General features: G+C 40.1%; 10 protein-coding genes. 6 read left to right on the top strand and 4 right to left on the bottom strand.

The features are described 5' to 3' along the window. Nucleotides 1-23: 23 nt before the first annotated feature. The 3 genes from pfkB to dapF all read right to left on the bottom strand — a co-directional run bounded on the left by pfkB (nt 24) and on the right by dapF (nt 3,280). Complete coding sequence (gene pfkB, locus VCHSUH03_RS04920; protein ID WP_105094232.1) at nt 24-938, bottom strand: 1-phosphofructokinase; 915 nt, start codon at nt 936-938, stop codon at nt 24-26. 109 nt (nt 939-1,047) lie between these two features. Beyond that, entirely contained in the window at nt 1,048-2,385 is a 1,338-nt protein-coding gene (locus tag VCHSUH03_RS04915; RefSeq protein WP_241567137.1) for a Na+/H+ antiporter NhaC family protein, read from the bottom strand. A 61-nt stretch (nt 2,386-2,446) separates the two neighbouring features. Further along, a complete protein-coding gene (dapF, locus tag VCHSUH03_RS04910; RefSeq protein WP_105094230.1) occupies nt 2,447-3,280 on the bottom strand; it encodes a diaminopimelate epimerase in 834 nt (277 codons plus the stop codon). 309 nt (nt 3,281-3,589) lie between these two features. Here dapF and ptsP point away from each other — a divergent pair, with 309 nt between their 5' ends. Further along, nucleotides 3,590-5,317 (top strand): phosphoenolpyruvate--protein phosphotransferase, encoded by a 1,728-nt coding sequence (gene ptsP, locus VCHSUH03_RS04905; RefSeq protein WP_105094229.1) that lies wholly within the window; start codon nt 3,590-3,592, stop codon nt 5,315-5,317. A 149-nt stretch (nt 5,318-5,466) separates the two neighbouring features. Next, nucleotides 5,467-5,727 (top strand): HPr family phosphocarrier protein, encoded by a 261-nt coding sequence (locus tag VCHSUH03_RS04900; protein ID WP_009352491.1) that lies wholly within the window; start codon nt 5,467-5,469, stop codon nt 5,725-5,727. A 170-nt stretch (nt 5,728-5,897) separates the two neighbouring features. On the opposite strand, the gene VCHSUH03_RS04895 is transcribed toward VCHSUH03_RS04900, so the two are convergent. Next, on the bottom strand, nt 5,898-6,176 hold the full coding sequence (locus VCHSUH03_RS04895) for a metal-sensing transcriptional repressor (protein ID WP_004695033.1): 279 nt from the start codon (nt 6,174-6,176) through the stop codon (nt 5,898-5,900). Between the two features lie 330 nt (nt 6,177-6,506). Between VCHSUH03_RS04895 and VCHSUH03_RS04890 the strand changes: the two genes are divergently transcribed. The 4 genes from VCHSUH03_RS04890 to potE all read left to right on the top strand — a co-directional run bounded on the left by VCHSUH03_RS04890 (nt 6,507) and on the right by potE (nt 12,165). Beyond that, on the top strand, nt 6,507-7,313 hold the full coding sequence (locus tag VCHSUH03_RS04890; protein WP_105094228.1) for a transglycosylase domain-containing protein: 807 nt from the start codon (nt 6,507-6,509) through the stop codon (nt 7,311-7,313). A 265-nt stretch (nt 7,314-7,578) separates the two neighbouring features. Next, on the top strand, nt 7,579-8,790 hold the full coding sequence (locus VCHSUH03_RS04885) for an argininosuccinate synthase (protein WP_005381291.1): 1,212 nt from the start codon (nt 7,579-7,581) through the stop codon (nt 8,788-8,790). Continuing rightward, nucleotides 8,790-10,217: an argininosuccinate lyase gene (gene argH / locus VCHSUH03_RS04880; protein ID WP_105094227.1), complete on the top strand. Its 1,428-nt coding sequence runs from the start codon at nt 8,790-8,792 to the stop codon at nt 10,215-10,217. Before VCHSUH03_RS04885 ends, argH begins: the two co-directional genes overlap by 1 nt. A 616-nt stretch (nt 10,218-10,833) precedes the next feature. After that, entirely contained in the window at nt 10,834-12,165 is a 1,332-nt protein-coding gene (potE, locus tag VCHSUH03_RS04875; protein WP_105094226.1) for a putrescine-ornithine antiporter, read from the top strand. Nucleotides 12,166-12,542 lie beyond the last annotated feature (377 nt).

Raw genomic sequence — 12,542 nt, 5'->3', positions numbered from 1 at the left:
CTTGATGCAAATAAAATGTAAAACTAGTTAACTCGTACTTGTGAAAGTAATGATTCTACTTCAGCCAGTGTAGCGAGGTTTTCAGAGTAAGCGGAGGCAGAGCCACTAGAGATACCCCAGTAAAGAGCCTCTTGTAAATCGCCTGTCTTTTCAAAGCCTGTAATAAATCCTGCTACCATGGAATCGCCAGCGCCTACAGAATTTACGAGTATTCCTTTAGGGGCAGGGCTCGTATATACAGTGCCATCAGCTGCGACCAAGATAGCTCCATCACCAGCCATAGAGATAAGTACATGCTGTGCGCCTTTCTCTTGCAATGCTTTAGCAGCTTCTACGAGGTCCTCCTTGGTAGAAAGGATGCGACCAAAGATTTCGCTAAGTTCATGATTGTTAGGTTTGATCAAGAACGGTTTATATGGCAATACTCGTGTAAGTAAATCCTTTGTAGCATCTACGACAATGCGAATGTTTTTGTGTTGTAAGCGCTCCATAATGAGCTCGTACATATCGCTAGGTAAGCTAGAAGGAATGCTGCCTGCAAGGATTAGTGTATCTTGCTCAGTCAATGCGTCGAGCTGTTTGTAGAGGGCTTCTAATTCGTCGCTTGCGATAATTGGGCCACGGCCGTTGATCTCTGTCTCCTCATCAGAGGCTTTCACCTTAACATTGATGCGGGTTAATCCTTCGCGGAGGCGAATGAAATCTTCTTTTACGCCAAAGCTGTTGAGCTGCGTAACGATTTCTTCACCTGTAAAGCCGGCGATGAAACCGAGTGCCGTTGTATCCATGCCCAAGTTGTTGAGCACGATAGATACGTTGATGCCTTTGCCGCCACCAAGCACGTATTCTTGAGTTGTACGATTAATAGTGCCCGTCTTGAGGTGGTCAAGGCGCACGATATAATCGAGGGCTGGGTTAAAGGTAATGGTGTAAATCATACAAATTCCCCTTGATAAGATAAATTGATTAGCCTATGATTGGCTGATCTTGTAATTAGCCTATAATCAGTTGATCTTGTAATTAGCTTATAATCAGCTGATTTTGTAATTAGCCTATGATTGGTTGATCTTGCTTCCGTAATCGTAACCAATATATAATCGGCACGAGATATAGGAAGAAGGCGAATGGTACAAAGCCTGCTATGCTAGTACCCATCATAACTACAGGTACGTAAGCCGCGATGTTCCATGGGAGTAAGGGGGCAATGACAATGCCGCTATTTTCAAAGTCGAGCATCACATCTTCATCTTGAATACCCCGTTGCGCGTAGGTAATGCGCATAATGGAATGTGTCATCACTACAGCGATAGCTTGACTACAACCTACAGCGCCGGTTAAGAGTGCGAGACCTACATTGGCAGCAAATATATCGCTCCGTGTTTTAGCTCGTTCTAATAGTTGTCTAACATCGTTCCAAAAACCAACCCCTTCGAGCATGCCAGAAATGGCAGTGGCCATAAAGATGGATAATGTAGGGATGAACATAGTTTGTAATCCACCGCCGTGAATGATATCTGCTAGTGGATTATAATGTGGTAGTTCAAAGCCTGTTAAGGTATACCATCCCAATTCGGAAAGGGTAGCTCCTTGATTTGTATAAGCTAGAATTGCCGCCGCTAATGCACTGACGCCGATAGGCCATCGGATGGATACTTTCAAAGGCAACAGACCGATGACGATAATCACGGGAATCCATAAGGTCCAATCAATATTAAACACAAAGTGGATTGTATCGGACAATAAGCTATTAGTATAGTTGAGTGGAAACCACTGAGATAGTAATAGATACAGCACTGTGGAAATCACAAGTGCTGGTAGACCATCCTTAAACATAATAGGAATATTGGTTGGTACCTTTGTATGCGTTAAAGCCGCTACGAGAGAGGCACTCGATGATAAAGGACCATTGCGATCGCCAAAGTACGCACCTGCAATAATGGCACCTGCTACGATATCCTCTGGGATATTGCCTGCCCTTGCCATCGTGATGAGCACGATACCCATGGTACCCACAGTTCCTAGTGCTGTGCCTAAAAGCATGCTTACTAGGGCGGTTAATAAGAAGGCGGAGGCAATGAAGATAGACGGGCTAATTAAATCGATGCCCGTAGCGATAATCATAGGGATAACGCCTGCAGCCTGCCACATGGCGATGAGCCAACCGATAAGAAGGAAGATTTGCATCACTACGATGGACGTTTTAGCACCTGTCCACGATAGGTTTAACAGCTCCCTTGGTTGATATCCTTTGCGATAAAATACAAAGGCCATAATGCACCATACCACTATCAAGGCGTAACCAATAGCAATACCATTAGCTACGGCGAGGATAATGACGAGGATAGATATGAGTAAACCTATGAGCGATTCTGTATTTTTCGGCATTAGAGAACGGCCTTGTTGATACTTTAGAAACGCATTTAATATGAGTTGTAACCACTTCATCTTAATCGATAGGAAGTTCTGTTTCGAAGACTTCCTCGGCCGGGCCAGTCATGAGCACCGTGCCATCCTCCAAGTATGAAATATGTAAGGTTCCTAAATAGAGCTCTACATCAACTTCGCGGCCTGTTAATCCTTTTTCAAAGGACATAACCGCAGAGGCGCAAGAGCCTGTACCACATGCTAATGTAGCACCGGCACCGCGTTCCCAAGTGCGCACCTTGATATGCTTGTCGTTTACTACCTCGATGTAGTTAACATTTGTATTGGCTGGGAATACATCGTGTTTTTCAAGGATAGGCCCTTGTGTTGTGACAGGTGCTTTTGTAATATCATCGATGTATACCTCTGTGTGCGGTACACCGAGCAATACGGAGCTGACCGTTACGGTTTCGCCGTTTACATTGAGGTCTACGTCGATAACCTTATCCATATCTACATTCATAGGAATGTCTTGAGATTTAAAGAATGGTTTGCCCATGTCTACTGTAACTTTTGTTACGATGCCATTCTCAATGGTCAAGGTAGGTTTCATTACACCTGCCAAGGTTTCGATGGTGAAAGTCTCTTTCGTAGTTTCACCGTGTTCGTAAGCGTATTTGGCAAAGCAACGAATAGCGTTGCCGCACATTTCTGCTTCACTACCATCAGAGTTGATGATGCGCATGCGCACATCACAGGTTTTTGAAGGAACTAGAATGGCAAGACCGTCAGCGCCAATACCTGTGCGGCGATCGCAAAGGTGAATAGCGAGGTCTGTGTAATCTTTTTCAGTCCCTTTTGGGTCAGCAAAGAGGATAAAATCATTGCCGAGACCATGCATTTTAGTTAATTTCATAAAGTCTCCTATCAATAAGTAAGACTTTCACCATGAAGCCCGTGAAAGTCTCAGATGTATATAATTATATATTCTATATTATAACATAAATGGCACTTGGTTATGAGAAAAAATCTTATAAAATTATGGCGAAATAGAGGAAAACGTAACCTACTTTTAGTGCCTAGCTAAATTGATTGATGCGTCATAAATAACCCATATGGGATGGCGTTTAAGACGGATAGATATTGTCTAATTACTTTATTGTTTAACGGAGAAATGATAAAATAGAGAGTAATGTAGTTTATCGTAATAGAAAGAGGAACACATATGCGAATTCAAGGGATTTCTGGATCTCGTGGCGTTGCAGTAGGCAATGTATATAGATATATTCAAGAGGAAATTGTCATTCCTGATTACACCGTGGCTGAGGACAAGGTAGAAGCGGAAATTGGTAAGTTCGCTTCTGCTATGGCAGCTACCTTAAAGCAATTAGATACAATTCGTCAAAAGGCGTTGAAAGACATGGGCCCTGAAGAGGCGGCTATTTTCGAAGCGCATATGCAAATTGCTCAAGACCCATCCTTGTCTGATGGTATTAAATCCCTCGTTGAGTCTAGCCATACTAATGTGGTAGCGGCTACAGCTCAAACCATTGAAACCTTTGCTAACATCTTTCTCGGTATGGACGATCCATATATGCGCGAACGCGGTGCAGATATCAAAGATATTGGTGATCGTTTGATGCGCAATATGTTAGGTATGAACCCTCGTGGTTTATCCCATATTTCTGGGGAGGTTATTTTGGTGGCTCATGATTTGGCGCCATCTGATACAGCTTCTCTTGATAAAAATGTGGTAAAAGGCATCGTGACAGCGGCTGGTGGCCCTACATCTCATGCAGCTATCATGGCGCGCACCTTGGAAATTCCTGCCGTTATGGGCGTTGGTGATATTGAAGGCTTCGTAGATGGCGAGAAAGCAGTTGTACTTGGTACAGATGGTATTGTGGAAACAAATCCATCTGATGCGGATTGGACTGAATATACAAATCAAGCGGCTGCATACCAAGAGGAATTGAAACGCTTGCGCGAATCTGCCAATCTTGAAGCTACAACAACTGATGGTCATCATGTAGAATTATTCGGTAATATCGGTAAGTCTAAAGATGCTAAACACGCTCTTACAATGGGCGCACAAGGTATTGGCTTATATCGTACAGAATTCTTGTACATGGAAAACGACGAGTTGCCAACAGAAGATGTACAGTTTGAAGAATATAAAAAGGTTGCAGAAGATATGCAGGGTCAACCTGTTATTATCCGTACCATGGATATCGGTGGCGATAAAGAATTGAAATGCCTTGATTTGCCAAGTGAAATGAATCCATTCCTTGGGTATCGTGCGATTCGTATTTCCTTGAACCGTCCGGATATCTTTAAAGTACAATTACGTGCGTTATTGCGTGCTAGTTCCTTTGGCGATATTCACATCATGTACCCAATGATTGCTTCCGTAGAAGAAGTAAAACAAGCGAATGCTATGCTCGAAGAATGTAAGGCAGAACTTACAGCTGAAGGCAAAGAGTTCAATAAGGATATCAAGGTTGGTATTATGATCGAAGTGCCTGCAGCTGCTGTTATTTCTCCAATTTTGGCTAAATACGTAGACTTCTTCAGTATCGGTACAAATGATTTATGCCAATATACCTTGGCGGTAGACCGTATGAATGAGTCTATTGGTTCTCTATATCAACCATTGCATCCAGGTGTATTACGTCTTATCAAGCATGTTATCGATGCGAGCCATGAACAAGGTAAATTTACAGGCATGTGCGGTGAACTAGCTAGTGATCCTGTAGCTACTATGATTCTATTAGGTCTTGGCCTTGATGAATTCTCTATGACAGCGTCATCTATACCACTTATTAAGAAAATCTTGCGTTCCGTTTCTAAAGCAGAATGTGAAGAGGTGGCTAATAAAGCACTTTCCATGGATACAGCTGAAGAAATTACAGAATATGCTAAATCTGTACTAGCCGAAAAAGGCTTATTATAATTCTGTATAACTCTAAGAAAAGTGTTAAGCTCATCAGTATATAGCAAAGAACTTTTTATATACTTGAATTAAAATGCTTGAAATTGATACAATATATCTATTAGAACGTATGGGATAGGTACTACCTATCGAGATAGAAAGAGGTTATCATGAAAGAATTAACAGTAGAAATTACTAACGAATCTGGTTTACATGCTCGTCCTGCTACAGCTTTCACACAATTGGCTGCTAAATACGCTTCCAAAGTGACAATCGCTGCTAACGGTAAAACAGCTGATGCTAAATCCATTTTAACTGTATTGACTTTGGGCGCTACAAAAGGCACATCTGTTACATTGACAGCTGACGGTGCTGACGAAGATGACGCACTCGCTGCATTGAGCGAATTCTTAACAACTAACCACGACTAATACTTTGTGGTAATATAAAGGACTCTACGAATGTAGAGTCCTTTTTTCTTGAGTTATATATGATGGATGCTTTAATCAGATTTGATTTTTATTTGCTTTTTCGGGGGATCTTCGAGATTTAGTAGAGCCTTGTTTTGGGTAAAAAAAGAAGAGGCCTCTTAGCCTCTTCTTTATTTTCCCATGTTTGCAAAACGCTCTACAGCTTTTGTAAAGTCGCTAATGGTTTTTTCTACGTCACCGTGTTCGATACCATCTCGTACGCAGTGGTTGATATGTCCTTCAAGAACTACTTGACCTACTTTATGTAGTGCAGATTTAGCTGCATTAATTTGGCTCAACACATCTTCGCATGGAATGTCTTCTTCAATCATTCGATCAATAGCTTGCACTTGACCAAGGATTTTACGCAATCGACGATGTAGATTTTCTGAATCCATACATTGTTTCATAATACTCCTCCAATGGGCATGTTTTTATCATCTTTACTATTATACTCCATGTAAAGTTTATAATACAACTTTATAAGTATACCTAATATGAATAAAATCTGTATATGTAGATATACGCTTGGTTATAAATATTAAGATTCTCTCTTTTATATTGTTAGAATTCTTTTCCTAACAGCTATAATAGCAAGGTCTATCCATATCTTCTTCTTGATTGATGTGATACAATACATTTAATACACATTATAGTAGTATATGTATATAAGGCGTTGTAGATACTGTTAGTTAATAACTGTATGTATACTAAGGTCCTTTATGAAATAGGTGAAAGCAATGAAAGTGTTTCGCTACCTTCGGAATCTAGTGGTGTTCGTGGTGGTCATCATATTGGCCATGTTTATATATGACGGATACCATAGCTTTCAAGGTACAGATCGTGAAAGTAAGGCTCACACAACTGTTGAAAAACGCATAGAACAAGGTGAAGATACCCTCAGCCGTACAGATCGTATCATACGAATATTTACATTTAAAGAAAAGGTAGAGGCGGCCCTTAATCAACGTGTTTCTAAAGAACACTGGGTGAAGGGGGATGTCATTCCAGAATATACAAAGAATGCACTTATCGCCATTGAGGATAAGCGGTACTATAAACATGGAGCTATTGATGTGCTCGGTATTATTCGCGCCTTTTATACCAATACTATAGCAGGTGAAACTGTAGAGGGTGGGAGTACTATTACACAACAAGTAGTAAAAAATCTCTTTCTTTCATCAAAACGCATCATGAGTCGTAAGGTAGAGGAAGCAATCCTTGCTAGTGAAATGGAACATTACTACTCGAAAGAAGAAATCCTCACCATGTATTTAAATACAGTATATTATGGTCATAATTATTACGGCATTTACGAAGCTGCGCATGGCTACTTTGGAACGAGCCCAAGCCGATTGACACTAGGCCAAAGTGCACTCCTTGCAGCACTACCTAATGCACCATCTTATTTGGATCCCTATACGAACTATAAAGGGGCTAAGGCTAGACAAAAACTGGTGCTTGAACAAATGGTAGACCAAGGTATGATTACACAAGCAGAAGCGGACTATGCATACCAACAAGACTTGGGCCTTGTGGATGAATAATTGAATATATTTTATAATCTCTGTTTGCTAATGAATAATTAATTGGCGAACAGAGATTTTTTTGCGAAGATTGTTACATTCCGAAATATATTACTAAATTGAATAAAAATAATGCTTGCATTTATAATTATACAGGTGTATACTATTTTTTGTCAGAAAGAGGGAATGACCGTTGAGCTAGATGCCACGGTGCTTTCACAATTATCTGATATAATATTGATTATATGAGTTTAAATACATAGTAAGTTTTTTATGAGGTGTTATCATGGGTAAAGCAAATAAAGTAGTACTCGCATATTCTGGCGGTTTGGACACATCTGTTATCATTCCTTGGTTAAAAGAAAATTATGGCGCTGAAGTTATCGCCGTATGCGTAGACTTGGGCCAACCTGAGGATTATGATGCAGTTGAGAAAAAAGCAATCAAATCTGGTGCTTCTAAAGCGTACATCGTTGATGCTAAAGAAGAGTTCGTAAAAGATTATGTATGGCCAACAGTAAAAGCTGGTGCAGTTTATGAAGGTAAATATTTATTAGGTACATCCTTCGCTAGACCTTTAATCGGTAAAATCCTTGTAGATATTGCTAAAAAAGAAGGCGCTGATGCTATCGCTCACGGTGCGACTGGTAAAGGTAATGACCAAGTTCGTTTCGAACTCGCTATCAAAGCATTGGCTCCTAATATGAAAATTATTGCTCCTTGGAGAGAATGGGATTTGAAATCCAGAACAGACTGCATGGAATATGCAGCTAAACATGATATTCCAGTTGTAGCTACTAAATCCCATCCATATTCCATGGACCAAAACGTATGGCATTTGTCCCATGAAGGCGGCGATCTTGAAAATCCAGCAAATGCTCCTAAAGATGATGTGTACTTGGTAACACATACTCCTGAACAAGCTCCAGATGAAGCTGGTTATGTAACTGTATCCTTCAAAGATGGCGTACCTGTAGCAGTAGATGGCCAAGAAGGTACTCCATTACAATTGTTAGAAAAACTCAACGAAATCGGTGCACACTATGGCGTAGGCGTTGTAGATATCGTTGAAAATAGATTGGTAGGCATGAAATCCCGTGGCGTTTATGAAAACCCAGGTGGATCCATCATCATGTATGCTCACAGAGAACTTGAATACCTTTGCCTCGACAGAGCTACATACCACTACAAAGAACTTATTGCTAACAAATACGCTGAACTTGTATACGATGGCATGTGGTTCGCACCGTTGATGAACGCTTTGCAAGCATTCGTTGATGAAACTCAAAAAACTGTAACTGGTGAAGTAAAACTTAAATTGTACAAAGGCAACATTATCTCTGCTGGTGCAACTTCTCCATACTCCTTGTACAGCGAAGATTTCGTAACATTCGAAGAAGATGATGTATACAACCAAGCTGATGCGGCGGGCTTCATCAACTTGTTCGGTTTACCTCTTAAAATTAATGCATTAATGAAAGAAAAGGCAGGTAAATAATGGCTAAATTGTGGGGCGGGCGTTTCACAAAAGGCACTGATAAAGCGGTAGAGGATTTTACATCCTCTATCGCTTTTGATGCGCGGATGTACGCCGAAGATATTGCAGGTAGTAAAGCACATGCTACAATGCTGGCAAAACAAAATATTATCTCCGACGCAGATCGAGATGCTATTGTTGAGGGCTTAACAAAGATTAAAGGCCAAATCGATAAAGGTGAGTTCCCATTCTCCGTGGCTCTTGAAGATATTCATATGAATATTGAAAAGCGCCTAACAGATGATATTGGTGAAGCAGGTGGCCGTTTACATACAGGCCGTAGCCGTAATGACCAATGTGCAGTAGATTTGCACATGTACGTGCGTAAAGCCGTAATAGAAATGGGCGAGCTTATCGTAGATATGCAAAAAGCCCTCATCGAAACAGCTGAAAAATACAGCGATGTTATCATGCCTGGCTATACGCATTTACAACGGGCACAGCCTGTATTATTTGGTCATCATATGATGGCATACTTCTCCATGCTAGAACGCGATTTTGACCGTTTGTTGATGGTCTTCAAACATGCAGATATCATGCCACTTGGTGCAGGGGCCTTAGCTGGTTCTACATACGGTATTGATCAAACCTATACGCAAAAGCTACTCGGCTTCTCCCGTATTTACGAAAATAGTATGGATGCCGTATCCGACCGTGATTACGTGGTTGAATTCCTGTCCTTTGCATCTCTCGTGATGATGCACTTGAGCCGCCTTAGCGAAGAATTGATTTTGTGGTCTACCAATGAGTTTAACTTCATTGAACTTGATGATGCTCATTGCACAGGCTCTAGCATTATGCCACAAAAGAAAAATCCTGATGTATGTGAACTTGTTCGTGGTAAAACAGGTCGTACCTATGGCCACTTGTTAGGTTTATTAACTACATTAAAAGGTTTGCCACTTACATATAATAAAGATATGCAAGAGGATAAAGAGGGCATTTTTGATGCTATCGATACAGTGCACTTTGCATTGTCCATTAATGCGGCAATGATTCGCGGCATGAAGGTCAATGGGGCGCATATGAAAGCTGTCCTCGATGATGACTTCTCTAATGCTACAGATATGGCCGATTACCTTGCGAAAAAAGGTGTTCCATTCCGTGAAGCTCACGAAATCGTAGGTAATGCTGTACATCATTGCATTGAAAAAGGTTGCGTATTGCTTGATTTATCCGTTGAGGATTTTAAAGCTATATCCGACCATTTTGATGCAGATATCCTTGATGCCATTTCCATCGAAGCTTGCATAGCTGGCCGTAATAACTATTCTGGTACTGCTCCAGAATGTGTGGAAAGACAACGGAACAATGGTAAGGCTATTATTGCTACAGAAGAAAAACAAATTGCTCAGTGGAAAGCAATTGTTGAGTCTGTGCAAGCATAACTGCTTTAGTAAGCCTAATGTTTTGATTTAAGGCCACATCCTGTACAAGAGTAACATTCAGAGTAACAGTTACTTGTGATATTAAAATTTTAAGATCGATATACATATAAGTCTTATATTAAAGCGCTTTATATTAACCTTTAAGCTTATGTGTATATCGATTTTTTATTTATATGATAGATAACACCTAAAAAGAGCGCTATTCTAATTGATAAATTACTATTAAAATGGTGTAAATTTATGTACGCATACAGTGGACTGTGCGAAAACAATAGTCTTGTACTACGACACTATAACCATGATAGATAGTAAAAATCACATATATAAACAGTATAAAATGGGGTAAAAATATACTCTGTCATTGTTAAAATGAGTTCTGTTCGTTTTAGATGATAAATTAACTATAATTTATTCAATTCGTGTAATAATGCTTGTCCGCCAATAAAGTACTTTCATTTTGAGTTCATAGGTGTTATTATTTAATTCGTAATAAGAATAACAACGGTAAATTCACATTCAAGCCCATCACAGCACGAACTGAATTTACTTAGCGGTATATTATATTTAAGTGAATTATGGACGAGAAAAAATTCACCTTTTGAAAGGGGATTGATACATGAAAACCACCGCTAAAAAAATGTCTGTATTCCAGCTAACCACAATGGTAGCAGCCAATATGCTAGGAGCTGGGATCATTATGTTACCAACTAATTTGGCTCAAGTTGGTACTATTTCAGTTTTATCTTGGCTCGTAACAGCTGTGGGTGCGCTTTTGTTAGCGTATATTTTTGCTCAAGCGGGTATGTTCTCCCAGATTAAGGGGGGCATGGGCGGTTATGCAGAACACCGCTTCGGTAAAACTGGACATTTTATGGCGAGCTATGCTTACAGCATATCTCTCATCATTGCTAATATCGCCATCGCGGTATCTGCCGTAGGTTATGGCGCAGCTTTCTTTGGTGTTGACCTCAATGCGACACAAACAAGCCAAGTAACAATTGTGCTTTTGTGGTTTGCAGCGATTTTGAACTTCCGTGGTAATCGCTTCACAGGTCGACTCAGCAACATGACTATTTGGGGCTCTATTGTGCCGGTTTTATTAATTGGTACAATCGGCTGGTATTGGTTTGACCCATCTATTTATTGGGCAGCGTGGAACCCAAATGATCTTCCGTTTTTTGATGCAATAAAACAATCTATTTCCCTTACTTTATGGGGCTTCCTAGGATTTGAGTCCGCAGCGGCTAATGCTGATGCTGTTGAGAATCCAAAGAAAAACGTACCTATCGCAACTGTGGCGGGTACATTAGCAGTGGCAGTGGTTTACATCTTGTCCACAAATGTTATGGCCGGTATCGTGCCTAACATCGACTTGTTAAATTCTAATGCACCATTTGGTTTGACATTCGTATACATGTTCAATGATACAATTGCAAACATCGTGATGGCTGCAATGGTTATTTCTTGCTTTGGCGCTTTACTTTGCTGGCAATTCACATTGTCTCGCGTATTTAAAAGCGCAGCGGAACATGGTTACTTCCCTAAAGTATTCGCTCGTGTAAATAGTAATGATGCTCCTGTTCGTGGCGTATTCATTCTACTCGCTGTTGAAACATTACTTACATTGTTCACTGCAAGTGATTCTTTGCGTGAGCAATTTGAAGTATTGGTCAACTTGGCGGTTGTAACTAACGTAGTACCATATGTATTGTGCATCTTAGCAGTACCTACAATGATGCGTATGGCTGGCGTAGCTGAAAGCCGCATTAAACGCTTTAACTACGTATTTGGTGCTGGCGTTATCTACTGCTTATATGCTATTTACGCATGTGGCTTTGATGCTATGGTTGGTAGTGCCGTGGCAGTAAGCATTGGTCTTGTGATCTATGTTTTGCGTAAAGCGTGGGCTACACGCAAAGCGCACCGCTTACAACAAAGTATCGATTAATTAAATAACTCTCGTCTTAAAAGAGGCTGTTACCTAGTAACAGCCTCTTTTTGATGTTGTACGTAAGAGTGAGGCAACTATGGTAAGACTGTATTAATTTTACTTGCGCATATATTAGGTGTTTTGGGGGTTCAAGAGGTACAGATAACATATATATTAGCTATGCATATTAATCAATGTTCCATTAATTACAAATAAATGGTAGTTGATAAAAAGATTAAAAGTTTTTTGGCAGATATAAAAATAATTATGAAAAAATTGCTATTATCATAATAATTAATATATATACAGTTGTATACAGTTAATATAGTAAAAAATCATATATATAAAATAATTCGTATAAGTTTATACATGAATGTGACCTTAATTACTAATTA

The organism is Veillonella infantium (genome assembly GCF_002959895.1).
Lineage (GTDB): Bacteria > Bacillota > Negativicutes > Veillonellales > Veillonellaceae > Veillonella > Veillonella infantium.
Note: the sequence above shows the minus strand (reverse complement) of the source record. Positions and strands in the feature narration are given on the sequence as shown.

What these genes read in the sequence shown, in the direction of transcription:
- dapF (WP_105094230.1), bottom strand. Translation starts at nt 3,280, where the DNA reads ATGAAATTAACTAAAATGCATGGTCTCGGCAATGATTTTATCCTCTTT.
- potE (WP_105094226.1), top strand. Translation starts at nt 10,834, where the DNA reads ATGAAAACCACCGCTAAAAAAATGTCTGTATTCCAGCTAACCACAATG.
- ptsP (WP_105094229.1), top strand. Translation starts at nt 3,590, where the DNA reads ATGCGAATTCAAGGGATTTCTGGATCTCGTGGCGTTGCAGTAGGCAAT.
- VCHSUH03_RS04915 (WP_241567137.1), bottom strand. Translation starts at nt 2,385, where the DNA reads ATGCCGAAAAATACAGAATCGCTCATAGGTTTACTCATATCTATCCTC.
- VCHSUH03_RS04900 (WP_009352491.1), top strand. Translation starts at nt 5,467, where the DNA reads ATGAAAGAATTAACAGTAGAAATTACTAACGAATCTGGTTTACATGCT.
- argH (WP_105094227.1), top strand. Translation starts at nt 8,790, where the DNA reads ATGGCTAAATTGTGGGGCGGGCGTTTCACAAAAGGCACTGATAAAGCG.
- pfkB (WP_105094232.1), bottom strand. Translation starts at nt 938, where the DNA reads ATGATTTACACCATTACCTTTAACCCAGCCCTCGATTATATCGTGCGC.
- VCHSUH03_RS04885 (WP_005381291.1), top strand. Translation starts at nt 7,579, where the DNA reads ATGGGTAAAGCAAATAAAGTAGTACTCGCATATTCTGGCGGTTTGGAC.
- VCHSUH03_RS04895 (WP_004695033.1), bottom strand. Translation starts at nt 6,176, where the DNA reads ATGAAACAATGTATGGATTCAGAAAATCTACATCGTCGATTGCGTAAA.
- VCHSUH03_RS04890 (WP_105094228.1), top strand. Translation starts at nt 6,507, where the DNA reads ATGAAAGTGTTTCGCTACCTTCGGAATCTAGTGGTGTTCGTGGTGGTC.